This window comes from Levilactobacillus enshiensis, assembly GCF_007115095.1.
Classification (GTDB): Bacteria; Bacillota; Bacilli; order Lactobacillales; family Lactobacillaceae; genus Levilactobacillus; species Levilactobacillus enshiensis.
This window is the reverse complement of record NZ_SULH01000003.1, coordinates 116,293-132,962: the sequence shown is the minus strand read 5'-3', so window position 1 is coordinate 132,962 and position 16,670 is coordinate 116,293. Positions and strand designations below refer to the sequence as shown.

Below are 16,670 nucleotides of genomic sequence, written 5' to 3'. Positions count from 1 at the left end.
TATGGGACTATTTGATTTGGGTAATAAAACGAAGGCATATAAGCGTGCAACAACGAACACAGCGGAAGTGGATAAAGAAAAAATAGATGAACTAACGCAAGCATTGAAAACAACCGAAGATAATTTGGTGGGTGGATTAGGGTTATTACAAGATGATGTTAGTGACGTAAGTGATATTTTAGCTAGCGATGCTAAGGAGAAGCTATTGGGTTTAGTCCAAAAGTTATCTTTTAAAGAGAATCTGGATGACACCAGTAAGGCATTTATGGTTGCAACATTAGTTACTTTGGGGCATGAAATTGGTGATACTAGTGACCTCCAGAAGCATTACTTACGAGCAATTAGTCGGTACTTAGAAGTTTCTCCTACGGATGGAGCTGATATTTATGGTATCGAAAACATAACGGATGCTGAAACGTCGCAATTAATATTTAGAGCAGTTAACGAGTATTTGTTTTTGTATAATGGAACTCGTAATCTAGTTCGTAGTAATCAAAAAATAACAGACTACTTTGATTGTTTTAATATTAACAATCGGACCAAGGAAAAAGTAATTGCTGATATTCAAGATAGAATTTCCGTTATGGGAAATGAAGGCCTGATTATTCCATTTGAAGTTACGGATGAAAAAATTAATGCACAAACGGCAGAAAATATTGCGACAGCGGAAGCAAAAAGTGAAGGAGAAGACAGCAGAACTAACGGGAAAGATGATGTCGAAGATGATATCTACGCAAAGCAAAAAATGGTTGGGAATATTTTAGAGCCAATAAAGTATTTTCAAGGTTACTATATTTCTATTTTTCCTAAAGTTGATATTGTTAAGGCACGTGAAATTTGTGGTTACGATTACTTGAACGTGGAAAAAGATAATATAATTGGTGTACTTTGTGGCTCTGGGGATGATGGCATATTTGGTAGCTTATCACATCGGATCGGTGTCGTATTTTTAAAGGATAGAGTCATTAGTAATCGGCAGACTTATGGTCACGTCACTAAAAAGCACGTGAAATTTAATGTTACGTTATATCAAGATTTGAAAATTGAAGAAAAACCTGATAAGTCTTACGTGGCTTATAATGGTATCAATTGGAATGTTGGTTCTCCAAAACAAGCCGACAAAATGGTTGCGGTATTGAACGAGCTTAAAGAAAAGGCCAGTCAAATAATGGCAGGTACGCTTGTAGAAAGCCGGCAGGTAAACGATGAAAATAGCCAAGGCACGTTAGAGGGCCTCGCTAAAATCATATCGCCAATCCAAGGATTTAAGGAAGAAATAACGTCTGTTTACCCTCAGGCGGACTTAAGCAAAGCAAATTACTGGGTTTCAGTACATGGATGTTAATGAAAATAACCTATTGGCTGTCATGGTACCAGAAAGTAAAGATGTTGTGTTTGGTGAATTAAAAGATACGGTTGGGGTCGTTTTTTTAAAGGATCGCGTTATAAGTAATCGTATGCCATTTGGAGCTTTAAAAAAATCTAAGATGAATTTTGATGTTACGCTATATAAAGATTTTCAAGCGGAAGCATTGATGGGAAAGAATACTTTTATTAATTATAGTGGTATAAACTGGGAGCTGAAGTTGCCTGAAGATGCGGTTCAGATGGTAGATATCTTAAATAAACTGAAGAAGGCAATATTAGAGGAAAATAGCAAGTATAAACCAGTTTAGAATTCCAAGCTAAATAGGTGTTAGTTGAAGTTAGGAGGCTCTTCCCCAATGACACCAGAATCCCAAGTCCTATCCATCATCCGCACCACCCCAGAACTCATGCGCATTCTCACCTTGATTCGAGACTGCCATCTCAAACAGGGGGCGCTGGCGGCCGGGAGTATTCGCAACACCGTTTGGCAGGTGCTGAGTGGGCAGCCTGTTCAACTAGGCAGTGACGTCGACGTCGTTTTCTTTGACCCCGAGCGACCGGCCAGCGACGACCTTAAAATTTATGCGCAACTCACCCAACTTGCGCCGGATTATCAGTGGCAGGTCAAAAATGAAGTCTACATGGCCAACTATAATTTCTCTGATACGCCGGACTTCACCTCGGTGGCCGACGCCATTGGTCACTTTGTCGAGGTGCCGACCTGCGTAGGCGCCTATCTCGATGGGGATGAGCTGAAATTAATCGCGCCTCATGGTGTGGCCGATTTGGTCAATTTTCGTTGCCGACCGATTCCGTTTTACCAGCAAGATGAGCGTCATCGCGCCATTTATCGGCAACGGATGGCGGACAAGCAGTGGCAGAAAAAGTGGCCGCAGCTGCAAGTTGCTGAGGTGTAGTCAGCCTGCAAAATCTTCGTTTGGGCTACTTGTGTTTAGCATGAATCAAATTTAAAATCCGCAAGTCAGTGGCAGTTGTAGGGGCCACTGACTTGCGGATTTTTTTGAAAAATTTTGGCAGGTAGCCACGCAATGTCATATTGTGTCGGGGCACTTGTGTATGATTGAAATGAACATACATAGAAGGGGAGTCAAATTCATGAAAAAAACAACCACTCTGATGCTCGGCCTCTTAGCCCTCACCTTTGGCGGCGCATTAAGTGTCCAACCGGCTGCGGCAAAAACCAAGGTTAAGGAACCGACCGAAAAGAAGGCCTTTACCGCCCAAGAACGCGCCACCATCAAAGGCTATCGGCAACAGGTAAAGGGAATCTCCAACAGCACCAAGGGGATGTACGTGCAAAAACCATCGTTGAAGAAGTCCTTTAACCCGGGCAAGTTGAGCCAAAAGTACATCAACGCCACGGTCAAATCCGTCAACTTTTACCGGCAAATGTATGGCTTGAATGCGATTGAAGCCAATCCGCAGTGGAACGAGGATGCGCAGTATGGCGCTGCCACGTTGGCTGCCGCAAATAAGGGACTGGCACATGAGTTGGCCGGAATCAAGCGGCCTAGTTACGTGTCGAAGACGGCTTGGAATCGCGGTGTAGATGCTACGGGCTATAGTAATCTTGGCGAGGGTGTGGTGAAGCCCTACGACAACGTGTTGAATTACCTGGTGGATTCGGGAGCAGCTGATTATATCCCCGGTCACCGTGAATGGTTGTTGGGCAATACGATTGAAATTGGTGTCGGGCAAGCCGGCAGCTATAATGATCTCAAGGTATTTGAGGGTGGGGCCAAATGTCGGGCCTTTGATCCCCAAGCAGGATTAGCCAAAGAAGTCGCCTATCCTAAAGCTGGGGTTTTCCCAATCAATGCCGTTGAAGATGGCACGTGGTCGCTTTCGTACAGCGTTGGCACCGGTGAAGAAGCGACTAAGCCCAATGTTAAGGTGACGGACAACACGACGCATAAGCAGGTCAAAGTGACCCACGTGACCAACTACAACAGTGAGACCGGCTACGGCTGGTTCAAAACCAGTATTTCCTACCAGCCAGCGCCAAGCAAGGTGAAGGTCAACCACGCTTACACGGTTAAAATCAGTGGGTTAGGCAACCATGCGGATGTTCATTACCAGACGAAATTATTCAACTTGCGTAAGTAGTTAAACGTGATTAGTCAAAACACTATTGCAGTTGCAGATGATTCAAAAAAACGGCCACACCCGATCAAAGAAGGTGTGGTCGTTTTTCCGTTGGCGTGGGACCAGCGGAAAAAGAAAAACGTCCCCACTACTGATTGGTAGCGGCGACGTTTAGTTGGTTAATCTTCGATTGTTTCGGCTTCAGCGTTCTCAGCTGGCGCATTGTGTTTTTGGACAGCGCCCAGAATCTTCCGGGCAATGGGGCCGACAATCAATAATTGTAGCGGCAGCGCCATGAAGAGGTTGAAAATCCAGGTGTGTAGGTAGGTCAGCAGGGCATTGACGCCGAAGTTTTGGGTGACCACCATGCCGAATAGGGACATCAGGGTGACCATGCCGGCAACCATCATCACTGAGATGGTCAGGGCAATGCGGATCTGCTTCTTTTTCATGTAGTCGTTGATAATAAAGTGGAAAAAGATGTATTTAACGCCGGGACCGATGATCCCCAAGTCGCAGATTGCGGCGACCAGCAAGGCCAGTGGGTATCCCGTCAAGACCTCACGAATGAAGTGGTGACTGAAGCCATCGGCTAGGGCGATGTTGTAGCCAGCCATGACCAGGACCATCAGGCCCGCCATAACGGCAGTGAAAAGTAGTTCTTCTTTAAAATTTTTAGGCATTGTGTTGCTCCTCGTTTGAATTTCCCACGAGTTGTTAGCGTACCACATATTTTTTCATGGCGTAAGGATTATTTTGAAGGTAACCGTTTTTATTTTCAGCGCGTGTTTTTCAAGGAAATTAATCGTGGCGGTCGCCTGAGAGAGACGGGTTCAATGTGGCGTTACGTCGAATCGGGCCGTCAGCGTGAGTTTTCGGGCCATGGTGCTGGCAATTCGGGCCGATGACCAACTGCCAGTGATGGTCACTGGTCCAATGCCTAAATATTCCTAAATTGAACTAATATTCACAAAAAATATTGCATATGTATATAAAATCAGTTTATAATACAGGTGGTTCAAGTGAAAATAAATACATATTTTCCTCGAGGAGGAAGCATTGTGAACACACCAATAACACCAGCTAAAACCAAGAGTATCTATTTTTGGGACAAATTAAACGTTCTACGCGCGGGAATTCTCGGCGCCAATGACGGCATCATTTCCGTTTCGGGTATCGTTCTGGGGGCGACCGGTGCCGAGCTCAGCAGCACGACCTTACTGGTCAGTGGCATCTCTGGCATGTTAGCCGGCGCCTGCTCCATGGCGGGTGGCGAGTGGATCTCTGTCAGCGCCCAACACGACGTTCAGGAGTACACGATGGCGCACGAAAATGCGCAGGTCGACGTTGACCTGTCGCAGAAAGATTTGTTGGTGCCGTTTCATGCGGCGGCCATGTCCTTCACGGCGTTTATCATTGGCTCACTGATTCCATTGTTGGCCATCATGCTGTCCGCTCCGAGCTGGCGTTTCGTCAACACGGCCATTGCGATGGTGATTGCGTTGAGTCTGAATGCCATCATCAGCACCTACAAGACGACCAACTCGACTAAACGGACCATCGTGCGCAACGTGGTCATCGGGGTGCTTACCATTTTCGTCACGTACGGGATTGGTGCCTTACTTCACATGATGATTGGGTGATGTAGCAGTAATTAAAAAAGCGAGTTTCTCTAAAAATAGAGAGCTCGCCTTTTTCAACTAATCCAGCTGCATGCCGCGAATACAATTGTCATATTAACAAAACGGTCAACATGATTAAAGCAATCAGTCTGGCCGTTTTGGGGGTTGGTCAGGTTACCTGGTGACAATTTTTCTAACGGTGTTCGCTGTCCGAATCGTCAGGTTATCCTTAATGACCATCCTATCAGGTCGCCATTAAAATTTCGCTTTTTGGCGGCGACCCCCAATGGACGACACGTGGGCCAAGGCTAATCCAGATTGACTAACCTTCGGCCCACACGTTTTTTGGTCGTGTTTCGCTATAGTTTTTGGGTTTCGCCTTCAACCGTGATGCGATCACGCCCCGCTTCCTTTGACAAGTAGAGGTAGTGATCAACGCGTTTGAACCAGCTGGCAAAGTCGTGATCAGTAGAACGGAGCGCAGAAAGGCCAATCGAGACCGTTACGTCTAATTTTTCTCTGCCGAAGTTTACGGGACGGTGTTGTAAGGTATCCCGAATGGCAACGACAATCTGCTGGGCATCGGCGGGGGCAGTGTTTTTAAAGATGATCACGAACTCCTCACCGCCATACCGGAATAAGTCGCCGCGCTGCGCCAGTTCCTGATTAAAGAGTTGCGCCACGTGTTTTAAGACCACGTCACCAGCTAAGTGGCCGTAGTGGTCATTAAAGTGTTTAAAATGGTCGATATCAAACATGACCATGGTGATGGGCATCGTGGGGTGCTGCTGATAAACCCCAAACACGCCCACCGTTGTGGTATCAAAGTTGGCGCGGTTCCGCACCCCCGTCAGTTCATCATAGTTTACTGCTTGATTCAGACTGGCAAAGTGCCGAATGCTGCGGTTGATTCGGGTCACGAAAAACCGGATGATCCACATGTACAGGGTGAACAGCACCAAGACGTTGATGGTGTAAAGCAATTGAAAAGGCCGCACGGACCAAATGATAAAACACCAAGCCGACCCGTAGAGCAGTTGTAAGAGTAAGAAACGCCATTCGGATTGTAAGACTAAGTCCTGATGACGGCTAATGTAGCCAACGACACCACATAGCACCAGTAGCATAAGCAGAAATAGCCACCAGCGGTTCGGACTGGCGCCTAGGTACAAGGCTTGCCCGTAAAAGAAGAGCGGCATGATGAGGTTCACGAGGGTCACGGCAAACGTCTGCATGGCATAGAGACTGTATAGCAGGATGATGAGTTGCGCAATCGCGTAGCCCCAATTGATGACGCTACCAGCATTCAACGCCAGGAAAGTTTGGCGTAGCAAGAGGACGCCCCCAACGACCACACCGGCCTCCACCACCTCCAACCAGAAGGCACGGGCAGGGGACAGCCGGGCCGTTTGCTGGGCGACCAGATACGTCATGACCATCATCAGGGCAATTAACCCGATTGTAATCAACGCCATAATCACTGATTTAATATTAAAAACGTCGTAAAAGAAGCTGTCAAATAAGGACATTGACTTCACCTACTTACTGTAAATTACATTTTAAGCATACCATTAAATAGGGGTAATGGTTTTGTGGATTAATAGAAAATCAACTGTGACTATCCACTTGTTTAAAATTGGGTGCTTCATATTGAGAAAACTGCTGCCATACTGGGTATCAATTGTGGCCTGGAATGCGGTGGTCCGGTCGTCCAGCCGGCAGATATGGGCTGGAACAGAGCAAATGCCGTGTCTGCATATCTGCCGACCTCTCGGCTTACACGGTGTATTTAGACGACTGGTGTTCTTTCAGGTCTGAAGTGTCCCCACAACAGGCGAAATTTCTGGCAGCCGGGGTGCGGCAACTTACCGCCATGAAAGGGCTTTTAAATATATGGGGGATTTGCCTAATTTTATTTGGCATAATCAGTGCTTATAATGAAATTATGCACGAGAAATGACGGGTATAATAGAGTCCTAGGTAGTCTGCCGGGTTTAAAATCGGTAAGCATCATATACGATTGGCATAATTCGGCCGCAACCACAGAGATGGGGACGACCAATCGGTGAAAATACTGGCTGTGCCGCTACTTGGTTGAAGGTACTAGAAAGCCGATTGGGAATAATTGATCAAAAGTAGGCCGCCTGTCTCAGCAGTTCGAAACACGGCCGCTCCACAACGAACTAACTTAAAACTCAAATTTTGGAGGATGATTTCGATGGCAACACTTGAAGTGAAAGACTTACACGTTGAGGTTAAGGATGACGAGCAAAATAAGACGCAGGAAATCCTCAAAGGGGTCAACCTGACCATGAAGACTGGCGAGATCCACGCTATCATGGGGCCTAACGGGACCGGGAAGTCCACGCTATCACAGACCATCATGGGCCAACCCGCCTACCACGTGACGCAGGGGGATATCCTGTTGAACGGTGAAAGTATTCTCAAGATGCCAGTCGACGAACGCGCTCGCAAAGGCCTGTTCCTCGGCATGCAATACCCGGCCGAAATCCAAGGGGTCACCAACGCTGAATTTCTGCGGGCAGCCATGAATTCACGCCGCGCAGATGACGACCAAATCTCCGTCATGGCCTTCCTCAAGGAACTCGACAAGAACCTGGAACTCCTCGACATGAGCGAATCCATGACGGAACGTTACCTGAACGAAGGATTCTCTGGTGGGGAAAAGAAACGGAATGAAATCCTCCAACTCTTGATGATCAAACCAACGTTTGCGCTGCTGGATGAAATCGACTCCGGTTTGGATATCGATGCCTTGAAGGTCGTCTCCAAAGGGGTCAACTCCATGCGGGGCGACAACTTCGGTTCCCTGATTATCACCCACTATCAACGCTTACTGAACTACATCGTTCCCGACGTGGTTCACGTGATGATGGGCGGTCGGATCGTCAAGACTGGCAAAGCCGACCTCGCCAAGACGTTGGAAAAAGAAGGTTACGCTGGCCTGCGTGACGAGCTCGGGCTGGACGTTGAATTAGTCGACGAGAACTAAGGAGGGTCGCACACATGGAAGCAGTTCAAGATTACACCGCACTTAAATCAGAACTCGCGGCCGCTGCGAACGACCACGGCGAGCCGAAATGGGTCGTTGACCAGCGCTTAGCCGCCGTTGACAATTTGGCTGACGCAGCTTTGCCTGAGGTCAACCGGTTTGACATTCACCGCTGGCCCTTAACACCAGCGGAACCACTGACCTTTAGTCAATCCAATGGTGATCTGGCCGCGAACGTTCCCGTTGCCGCTGATCACATTCAAATCGTTCAGGTTGGGCAGACCACGGTGACGGTCAACTTACCCGCTGAACTTGCGGATCAGGGCGTCATTTTAACCGATATTTTCACCGCCTTTCGCGAGCACCCCGACCTGACGCAACCTCATTTTATGACTGAGATTATTAAAACAAATGAGGACCGGTTGACCAGTTTTCACGCCGCTTTCCTTAATTCTGGTATCTTCCTCTACGTGCCGAAGGGCGTGGTCATTGACCAACCCATCGAGCTCCATTTGGTTCAGGACAGCACGCAAGAAAAGCATCCTTTGATTTCCCACGTGTTGATCGTTGCCGAGGCGGACAGTCACTTCGCCGTCATGCAACATTTGACGACGCAGGGTGACTGTGCGAACTTGGCCAGCTGCATGGTGGAAGTTCTCGCGCGGTCAAACAGTGAAGTCCACTTTTCCTCCTTTGACGAGTTGGGACCCAACACCACGACCTACCTCAATCGGCGGGCCAACATCAGTCGTGACGCGACCGTTGATTGGGCGATCGGCCTGATGAATGACGGCGACACGTTTGGTGATTTCGACTCCGAACTGATCGGTGAAAATTCTAAGTCCGACGCCAAGGTCATCACGTTAACGGGTGGCCGGCAACGGGTCGGCGTCAATACCCGGGTCACGAACCGCGGGAAGAAGTCGACTGGAAACATCCTCCAACGGGGTGTGATCATGGAGAAGTCCAAGTTGATTTTTAACGGGATCGGCCACATCATTCACGGGGCTGCCGGTGCGAATGCCGAGCAGGAAAACCGGGTGCTGATGATGTCCAGTAAGGCCCACGGGGATGCCAATCCGATTCTCTTAATCGATGAAAACGATGTGTTGGCCGGCCACGCTGCGAGTGTGGGTCAGGTCGATGCTAAGCAGATGTATTACCTGATGAGCCGGGGAATCACGAAGGCCCAAGCCAAACGGTTAGTGATTCGGGGCTTCCTGAGTGCCGTCTTACAAGCCATTCCGGCGAAGGACGTGCGGCAGAACCTGACGGATACGATCGAAAGGAAGCTTGAAAATGGCGCAGAAATTGAGTGACACACAGACCGATTTTCCCATTTTAAATCAAGAAGTTAACGACGAACGGCTGGTCTACTTGGACAATGCCGCCACGGCGCAGAAACCCAATCAAGTGGTCGAGGCGCTGGTTCACTTTTACCAGCACGACAACGCCAACGTTCACCGCGGGGTCCACACCTTAGCGGAACGGGCCACGGCGGCTTACGAGGATGCCCGGCACAAGCTTCAACACTTTATCCACGCTGAAAAGCCGACCGAGGTCATCTTTACTAAGGGGGCCACGGACGGCTTGAACTTAGTCGCCAGTACCTATGGTGAGGCCAACGTTAAGGCCGGCGATGAAATCGTCATCTCCATCATGGAGCATCACAGCAACCTGATTCCTTGGCAGCAGTTGGCGATCAAGAAGCACGCCACGTTAAAATATATCGGTCTGACCGCTGACGGCGAACTCGATATGGCCGACGCCGCAGCTAAGATTACCGACAAGACCAAGATTGTCGCAGTGGCCCACGCCAGCAACGTCATGGGGACCGTGACCCCGGTCAAAGCGTTGGTAAAATTGGCTCATGACCACGGTGCCATCTTTGTTGGCGATGGGGCGCAAGCCGTTCCCCACATGCCAGTCGACGTGACGGACTTGGATGTCGATTTCTACGCCTTTTCCGGCCACAAGATGATGGGTCCCACGGGGATCGGTGTCTTGTATGGCAAGGAAGACCTCTTGCAGGCCATGCCACCTTACCAGTACGGCGGTGAAATGATTGGTTTTGTCCACCGCGACAACAGTACCTGGGCAGAATTACCGTGGAAGTTTGAAGCCGGTACGCAAAACATTGCGGGCGCCATTGGGTTGGGCGCCGCCGTTGATTACTTAAACAACATCGGCATGGACCGGATTCAAGCGCACGAACAAGACCTGGTCAACTACCTCTTACCCAAGATGGAAGCCATGCCAGGGGTGACGGTCTACGGGCCGCAAGATCCCGCCAAGCATACCGGCGTTATCGCCTTTAATCTGGATAACCTACACCCCCACGACGTCGCAACGGCGCTGGATATGGAGGGCGTTGCCGTGCGGGCGGGTCACCACTGTGCCCAACCATTGATGGAATACCTAGGTCTGGTCGCAACTGCCCGGGCTAGCCTCTATCTGTACAATACACAAGCAGACGCTGATAAATTACTCACGGCGCTGCAGGAAACGAAGGAGTTCTTTAATCATGGGACTGTCAAAGCTAAATAGTCTGTACCGCGAAGTTATTTTGGATCACGCGGATCATCCGCACCACAAGCACGCGCTGGCTGAGAGTACCAACACGATTACGCTGAAGAATCCGACCTGTGGTGACGTGATTAACTTAGAAATTAAGTTAACGCCGGACGACAAGATCGCCGACATCGGCTTTACTGGCGACGGCTGCACCATTAGTCAGTCGTCCGCCAGCATGATGAGCGATGCCGTGATGGGCAAGTCCAAGGAAGAGGCCTTGAAGATGGCGAAAACCTTCTCCGACATGGCGATTGGCAAGGAACATCCGCAAGCCGACTTGGACGAGCTGCAGGACGCGGCCATTTTATCGAATATCATGCAGTTTCCAGCACGAATCAAGTGTGCCACCTTGTCCTGGTGGGCCTTGCAGCGCGCCTTACTCGAAGAAACTGACGACACTAGCGAGGAGGAATCGTAATGGCAGAAGTACCTGACGTGGTCGCCAATGACCGCGACTATGAATTCGGATTTCACGATGATATCAAACCCGCCTACTCGACTGGACGGGGATTAACGGAAGAAACGGTCCGCGAGATTTCGGCCGCCAAGAATGAACCACAATGGATGCTGGACTACCGGCTGAAAGCCTACGCTGCCTACAAACGGATGCCCATGCCCGACTTCGGCCCCGACCTGTCTGATCTGGACTTGAAGGACATGTTGTACTATCAAAAGATGACGGACAAGAAGTATCGTGACTGGAAAGATGTACCGGACGATTTGAAGAAGACCTTCGATCGGTTGGGGGTTCCCGAGGCCGAACGGAAATACTTGGCCGGGTCCTCAGCACAGTATGAATCTGAAGTAGTCTACCACAACATGCGCGATGACTTCGCCAAGTTAGGCATCATCTTTACCGATACCGACACCGCGTTACGGGAATATCCCGAACTCTTCAAGAAGTGGTTTGGCAAATTGGTCAAGCCGACCGACAATAAGTTTGCCGCGTTGAATGCCGCTGTTTGGTCCGGGGGCTCCTTTATCTACGTGCCTAAAGGCGTTCAAACCAAGACGCCGATCCAATCCTACTTCCGGTTAAACGCCGAAAACTCCGGTCAATTTGAACGGACACTGATCATTGTCGATGAGGGCGCCAAGGTCGATTACGTCGAAGGCTGTACCGCCCCGAACTACTCGTCGGATAGTTTACACGCGGCCGTGGTTGAAGTGAACGTGGCCAAGGATGCTTACTGTCGCTACACCACCATTCAAAACTGGTCGAACAACGTTTACAGTCTGGAAACCAAGCGGGCTGCCGCCGAAGAGAACGCTACTATGGAATGGGTCGATGGCAACTTGGGGTCTAAGGTCACCATGAAGTATCCCAGCGTTTACTTGAATGGTGAGGGTGCCCGCGGGACCATGCTGTCGATCGCCGTGGCCAGCAATGGGATTCACCAAGATTCCGGTGCGCGGATGATCCATAACGCCAAGAACACGTCGAGTTCCATCGTGTCCAAGTCCATCGCTAAGACGGGTGGCGCGACCGACTACCGCGGGACTGTCCGCTTTGGCCGTCACTCCGATGGGTCCAAGGCGCACGTGGAATGTGACACGATCATCATGGATGACCAGTCCTCATCCGACACGATTCCTTACAATGAAATTTCTAATTCCAACGTGTCGATGGAACACGAAGCGCGGGTCTCCAAAATTTCAGAGGAACAACTGTACTACCTGATGAGCCGGGGCATTTCCGAAGAAAAGGCCACCGAAATGATCATCATGGGCTTCGTTGAACCATTCACCAAACAACTGCCGATGGAATATGCGGTCGAGTTGAACCGACTGATCAGTTTTGAAATGGAAGGGTCGATCGGTTAATTTAAAGCTGAACGAATAGGGCCGTCACGGGTCGAGAACGCGTTGTTCTTGACTGGTGGCGGTTTTTTGTGATTTCTAAAATTAGTAAGGATGCGCAAACTGCCGCCTTACTGTTCGGCGGATATGACTTGCGTGGGGGGCTTAGTAGCGGCATATCTGGTAATTATAGAATGCGTTTTTACCTAAATATTTGTGGCGAAGACGAGCCACAGGACGGCTAGAAATGGCCATAGCATTGTGCCGACAACGTGATAGCCATTTTTACCGGTAACGTGTTGATGGCCGATGCGAAAAGTTATCATCCAGAAAAGAAAGAAAAAGATGATGAAGGTGTCGACCCACACGGCATTGATAAAGAAGTCCACGATGAAAATGATGGCGACGCCAAATTTTTCCCACGCTGACAACTTTTTGTAAGAAAAACTGGCCTCGCTGTCAATGTCAATTTTAACGTGGTCGTTGCGGTCATGCGGTGCTTTCCAATCGCGAAACATGACAATTCCGAGTGAAATCACGCACCAGCCGACACATAGACCAGCACAGATGGCGGCCGTTGCGGTTAAATGGAACTTCCCAATTTGCCACTTGGTCAGTCCGGCAATGGATAAGAGATTAAGAACAAGGGCACTTAGCGTGAGTCGTTTGATGGTCGTTAGTTGCATGCAGCATTCTCCTGTCAGACTACTTTTTAGGGTTAACTATCTCATTGAGCGGGGAGGGGCTTTCAAGAGTTGTGTTTAAGTGTAGCATACTGGGAGCGGTCCGAATCATCTTGGTGAAGGCCGTTTGTTTGTAAATTGGGCTAAAGGGGCAAACTTGATTTGAAATTGATAGCTTTTACGCGCCCTTAACTATAATGGGGATTATTACGAGCAATCGTTTAGCTATTTCTAGGGATAACCAAGACAGCCATAGACAGTGGGGAGCTGATTCAAATTCCAAGAATCTTTTACGTGTTATTAGCGGGTGAAGCGACCTCGCGCTTAGGAAATAACTTTTTTGATATCGCCATCATGATTTACTTGTACAAGGTGACAAGTAATTCCGTTGTGATTGGGTTGGTATCGGGGCTCTTTAATGTCCTGGTTTTACTGAATTTGGTCACCGGATTTTTGGCAGACAAGTACCTGAAGACGCGAATCATGCAGATTGTGGACGTTGCGCAGGCCGTCTTGATGTTTGTCGCCGCCGCCATCTACTTTGGCAATGACGTCACGGTCTTTACCATTGTTGGCATTTCCTTTCTGTCTAAAATTTTGGGGACCTTTTTCGATCCGGCCGAAGACGCCCTGATTCCCCAGATTATTGATGAGGACCATTTGGGTCAGGCAAACGGGTTGAACCAGGGGCTACAGATGGTGACGCAGATTATCGGCATGCTACTGGGCGGCATTCTGGTAACGTTGCTGCCGATTACGACATTTGCGCTGATCAATGGCGCCACATTTTTGGTGTCACTGGTCTGTCTGACCATCGTCAACCATGTGTTGCACGAGCAGATCGTGGTGGAAAATGACGCGACGACCCTGGGCAAGTGGTATGACGGCATTGTCTACGTGGCTCATCACCAGGTGCTGCGTAGTATTATTCTGCTCGCGATGATCGTCAATTTAACATTGGGACCCATTATGGGCTTGGACGTCGCGTGGGTCAGGGGCACGCTCCACGCGAGTTCCTTTATGTATAGCGTGACGCAGGTCACATTGATGGTAGGCATTATCCTGGGAAACGTGCTGGTCAATTTGGTCAAGTGGTCGTTGAAACGCAAGCTGTTGGCGTCACTGACCACGATGGCAACGGCAGTCCTCTTAATGGCGTTGGTGCAGAACCTGCTCATGACGTTGGCGATGATGACGGTGATTGGGATGGCCGGTGGTTTCCTGAACGTGTCGGTCTTTACGCTGATTCAAACGCGGACGCCGGGCCACGTGTTGGGCAGAGTGAACGGCGCCATGTTGGCTGGGTCAAATGTGTCGCTGCCACTCGGAATGATGTTGGGCGGCTTGCTATCCAGCGTGGTGAGCATTGCGGTGGTCTACGTTGTTGGGGCAGTGATTACGCTGCTGGCAACGTTGTTGATTGTGCGCGTGGACTTTGCGGAAGCGGCGGCAAGCTGATAGAGAGATTGGCGATAATTCCGGCGTTCAGTTCGCAATTCTTATAGGAACTGAGGCGGTTTCGATGTGTAGAAGATACGCGTCAGGTTGGTAGCTCTCTTTATTTAGCAATCAAATTAAATTAGAGTGTTGGTTTCCTGGTGAGAAAGGGAAGCATGTTCCACGTGAAACTTTTCTAGGCCATTAGTATTCGAAAAGCAGAAATAGCGTAAAAAGAAACCTATTCAATATCGTCGATAAGGGCGACGTTGGATAGGTTTTTAAGCTAAGTCACGTTCAATTGAAATTAAATGATGTAAGGAACTACCTGCTGATTCTTGACGCACAGCACACGGTCCGCTTGATGTAGCAGGTTGGTATCATAATTGTGTGTAATGTAAATGAAGCCAACATTTAGGCTAAAGAGCTTCTGTTCCAGCATAGTGGCGGTAGCCTTATCCAGACCACTAGAGAGTTCATCAAAAATCATGAACGGTTTGGCGGCCAGCAAGTTGCGGGCGAGGCCGATACGTTGGCGTTCACCGCCGGAAAGCCGACTGCCAGTGGTGGATACGTTAGTCTTTAGAAAGTCGGGTGTTGCGGTTATGCCGGCCGTTTTCAGGGCAGTTAGGAGTTGTTGCGGCGTGTACCCTGACTGGAATAACGTGAGGTTGTCCGCAACGGTGCCATCAAAAATGAAGGTCGCCTGTTCTTGAAAACTAATGAGCTGGGACACGTCACCCGTAGTTAGCGTTGACAGTGACTGACCATTAATGGTAATAGTTCCGGCAGTTAGGTGGTGAGTGCCAAATAAGGTGTTGACCAAGGTCGACTTGCCAGCACCGCTTTCGCCAATCACAATGATTTTCTCACAACGATCAATGCTGAGCGTCACGTCTTTTAGCAAGGGATGCTGCTGGTCCGCGATAGTTGCATGGTCGTAGGTAATGAAGTGACTGGCTGTCGTGGAAAATGGCATAATGCGGCGAGGCTGACGGCCAGTCTTGGCAGTCAGTAAAGGGCCAAATTCCAGGTAGGCTCGACGGCCACCAAAGTAATCGGTAAATACATCGCTGGCCATTTCTAAAGGAAAGGAGATGGCGCTTGAAAGCTGGGTGAAACCAATAAATGCCGCAAAAGAGAGTCCGTATTGGCGAACAAAGAGGCCACCAATCAACCAAGTCCCCAAGTAGACGAGGTCGCTGAAAAATTGAGACCAGCCACTGATGATTTTGCGAACCAAGACATCCTGATTTTGCGCGGTGGTCAGGGCGCAAGTCTGATTGGCATGGCGCTGCTTAAAGCGGGGTTCACGACCAAAATTCCTAATGACCGTCAAGCCGGATAGCCAGTTGGTCACGGTAGCCGTGTAAGCTTCTAATTGTCGTAAGACCGGTGCTTTAGCCCGTTTCAGACGATTTTGAGACAGAAATGGTAATAGCACGGCTGGAATTTCAAGCACTAGGACCATCAGGGTTAATGGGCCGTTGATGGCGAATGCGAAGCCCAGTGCAAGTAGGAGTTGACAAAACAGAGACAGCCCCGTGACAAAACTGCCGATGTAGGTTTGCTCAATGACATCGGCTTTAGCAGTGAGGTAGGAGACCTTGGCACCAACTGTGGCGTCTTTCAAGGCAGTAGTCGTTAGAAAGTGATTGAAGACGTGTTGACGTAACTGTTGCATGGCACCGTTGATGACGCGGCCTTTGAAGTAACCGCCGATGACGTTGATTAGGGCGGTGAGACTGGCAAAGACCAGACAAAAAATAACGAGGTAACCGAAAGCAAGTTGCACTTTACCGGTAATCACCTGAGTCAGGAATTCGATGACTTTGGCGTAAGCGATGGTAATGAACGCATGGAGAAAGGTGACAATTAAGAAGATAAGAAATAGCCGCTTCTGGGGCCGTATAACAAGATTCCACATCAGATATCTCTCCTTTGAGAGGAAACAACTTAGTTACGTTGCACAATATCTTGCCCCATAGTGGAATCAAAGAAAGCGGTGGACTGCCGGCAATGGCCGGTGCGTCCGGGGTAGGTGAGTCATGGGCATCACTTCCTTCT

General features: G+C 49.2%; 15 protein-coding genes. 11 read left to right on the top strand and 4 right to left on the bottom strand.

What is annotated here, in order from left to right; genetic code table 11:
• The first annotated feature begins 1 nt into the window (after position 1).
• From FAY32_RS04440 to FAY32_RS04425, 4 genes are all read left to right on the top strand, one after another.
• Positions 2-1,345 carry a CUB domain-containing protein gene (locus FAY32_RS04440; RefSeq protein WP_143462256.1) on the top strand — a complete coding sequence of 448 codons (1,344 nt, stop codon included), beginning with the start codon at positions 2-4 and terminating at the stop codon, positions 1,343-1,345.
• On the top strand, positions 1,335-1,676 hold the full coding sequence (locus FAY32_RS04435; RefSeq protein WP_143462255.1) for a hypothetical protein: 342 nt from the start codon (positions 1,335-1,337) through the stop codon (positions 1,674-1,676). The genes FAY32_RS04440 and FAY32_RS04435 overlap by 11 nt, the downstream gene beginning before the upstream one ends.
• A gap of 48 nt (positions 1,677-1,724) precedes the next feature.
• Entirely contained in the window at positions 1,725-2,285 is a 561-nt protein-coding gene (locus FAY32_RS04430; RefSeq protein ID WP_143462254.1) for a nucleotidyltransferase family protein, read from the top strand.
• Positions 2,286-2,484: 199 nt separating this feature from the next.
• On the top strand, positions 2,485-3,495 hold the full coding sequence (locus FAY32_RS04425) for a CAP domain-containing protein (RefSeq protein WP_143462253.1): 1,011 nt from the start codon (positions 2,485-2,487) through the stop codon (positions 3,493-3,495).
• A 158-nt stretch (positions 3,496-3,653) separates the two neighbouring features.
• Here the strand turns inward: FAY32_RS04425 and FAY32_RS04420 are convergent, their stop codons facing one another.
• A complete protein-coding gene (locus FAY32_RS04420; RefSeq protein WP_143462252.1) occupies positions 3,654-4,157 on the bottom strand; it encodes a DUF2798 domain-containing protein in 504 nt (167 codons plus the stop codon).
• 378 nt (positions 4,158-4,535) lie between these two features.
• Between FAY32_RS04420 and FAY32_RS04415 the strand changes: the two genes are divergently transcribed.
• Positions 4,536-5,117 (top strand): VIT1/CCC1 transporter family protein, encoded by a 582-nt coding sequence (locus FAY32_RS04415; protein WP_191988141.1) that lies wholly within the window; start codon positions 4,536-4,538, stop codon positions 5,115-5,117.
• A gap of 338 nt (positions 5,118-5,455) precedes the next feature.
• On the opposite strand, the gene FAY32_RS04410 is transcribed toward FAY32_RS04415, so the two are convergent.
• Positions 5,456-6,625: a GGDEF domain-containing protein gene (locus FAY32_RS04410; RefSeq protein ID WP_143462251.1), complete on the bottom strand. Its 1,170-nt coding sequence runs from the start codon at positions 6,623-6,625 to the stop codon at positions 5,456-5,458.
• A 689-nt stretch (positions 6,626-7,314) separates the two neighbouring features.
• Here FAY32_RS04410 and sufC point away from each other — a divergent pair.
• The 5 genes from sufC to sufB are packed head-to-tail and all read left to right on the top strand — an operon-like array spanning position 7,315 to position 12,507.
• Entirely contained in the window at positions 7,315-8,109 is a 795-nt protein-coding gene (gene sufC / locus FAY32_RS04405; RefSeq protein ID WP_143462250.1) for a Fe-S cluster assembly ATPase SufC, read from the top strand.
• A 14-nt stretch (positions 8,110-8,123) separates the two neighbouring features.
• A complete protein-coding gene (gene sufD / locus FAY32_RS04400) occupies positions 8,124-9,428 on the top strand; it encodes a Fe-S cluster assembly protein SufD (RefSeq protein WP_143462249.1) in 1,305 nt (434 codons plus the stop codon).
• Positions 9,409-10,656, top strand: a complete 1,248-nt coding sequence (locus FAY32_RS04395; RefSeq protein WP_143462248.1) for an aminotransferase class V-fold PLP-dependent enzyme — start codon at positions 9,409-9,411, stop codon at positions 10,654-10,656. The genes sufD and FAY32_RS04395 overlap by 20 nt, the downstream gene beginning before the upstream one ends.
• Positions 10,634-11,101: a Fe-S cluster assembly sulfur transfer protein SufU gene (gene sufU / locus FAY32_RS04390; RefSeq protein WP_143462247.1), complete on the top strand. Its 468-nt coding sequence runs from the start codon at positions 10,634-10,636 to the stop codon at positions 11,099-11,101. The genes FAY32_RS04395 and sufU overlap by 23 nt, the downstream gene beginning before the upstream one ends.
• The gene (gene sufB / locus FAY32_RS04385) at positions 11,101-12,507 is read left to right on the top strand and encodes a Fe-S cluster assembly protein SufB (protein WP_143462246.1); all 1,407 of its coding nucleotides are present in this window, start codon (positions 11,101-11,103) and stop codon (positions 12,505-12,507) included. Before sufU ends, sufB begins: the two co-directional genes overlap by 1 nt.
• 182 nt (positions 12,508-12,689) lie before the next feature.
• Here sufB and FAY32_RS04380 read toward each other — a convergent pair whose 3' ends face one another.
• Positions 12,690-13,169, bottom strand: a complete 480-nt coding sequence (locus tag FAY32_RS04380; protein ID WP_143462245.1) for a hypothetical protein — start codon at positions 13,167-13,169, stop codon at positions 12,690-12,692.
• Between the two features lie 291 nt (positions 13,170-13,460).
• Here FAY32_RS04380 and FAY32_RS04375 point away from each other — a divergent pair, with 291 nt between their 5' ends.
• Positions 13,461-14,624 (top strand): MFS transporter, encoded by a 1,164-nt coding sequence (locus FAY32_RS04375; protein ID WP_158727532.1) that lies wholly within the window; start codon positions 13,461-13,463, stop codon positions 14,622-14,624.
• Between the two features lie 286 nt (positions 14,625-14,910).
• Here the strand turns inward: FAY32_RS04375 and FAY32_RS04370 are convergent, their stop codons facing one another.
• On the bottom strand, positions 14,911-16,530 hold the full coding sequence (locus FAY32_RS04370) for an ATP-binding cassette domain-containing protein (RefSeq protein ID WP_143462243.1): 1,620 nt from the start codon (positions 16,528-16,530) through the stop codon (positions 14,911-14,913).
• Between the last annotated feature and the right edge of the window lie 140 nt (positions 16,531-16,670).

Bases quoted from the DNA above. Each gene is read 5' to 3' on its own strand.
- FAY32_RS04440 (WP_143462256.1), top strand. From the start codon at position 2: ATGGGACTATTTGATTTGGGTAATAAAACGAAGGCATATAAGCGTGCA.
- FAY32_RS04435 (WP_143462255.1), top strand. From the start codon at position 1,335: ATGGATGTTAATGAAAATAACCTATTGGCTGTCATGGTACCAGAAAGT.
- FAY32_RS04430 (WP_143462254.1), top strand. From the start codon at position 1,725: ATGACACCAGAATCCCAAGTCCTATCCATCATCCGCACCACCCCAGAA.
- FAY32_RS04425 (WP_143462253.1), top strand. From the start codon at position 2,485: ATGAAAAAAACAACCACTCTGATGCTCGGCCTCTTAGCCCTCACCTTT.
- FAY32_RS04420 (WP_143462252.1), bottom strand. From the start codon at position 4,157: ATGCCTAAAAATTTTAAAGAAGAACTACTTTTCACTGCCGTTATGGCG.
- FAY32_RS04410 (WP_143462251.1), bottom strand. From the start codon at position 6,625: ATGTCCTTATTTGACAGCTTCTTTTACGACGTTTTTAATATTAAATCA.
- sufC (WP_143462250.1), top strand. From the start codon at position 7,315: ATGGCAACACTTGAAGTGAAAGACTTACACGTTGAGGTTAAGGATGAC.
- sufD (WP_143462249.1), top strand. From the start codon at position 8,124: ATGGAAGCAGTTCAAGATTACACCGCACTTAAATCAGAACTCGCGGCC.
- FAY32_RS04395 (WP_143462248.1), top strand. From the start codon at position 9,409: ATGGCGCAGAAATTGAGTGACACACAGACCGATTTTCCCATTTTAAAT.
- sufU (WP_143462247.1), top strand. From the start codon at position 10,634: ATGGGACTGTCAAAGCTAAATAGTCTGTACCGCGAAGTTATTTTGGAT.
- sufB (WP_143462246.1), top strand. From the start codon at position 11,101: ATGGCAGAAGTACCTGACGTGGTCGCCAATGACCGCGACTATGAATTC.
- FAY32_RS04380 (WP_143462245.1), bottom strand. From the start codon at position 13,169: ATGCAACTAACGACCATCAAACGACTCACGCTAAGTGCCCTTGTTCTT.
- FAY32_RS04370 (WP_143462243.1), bottom strand. From the start codon at position 16,530: ATGTGGAATCTTGTTATACGGCCCCAGAAGCGGCTATTTCTTATCTTC.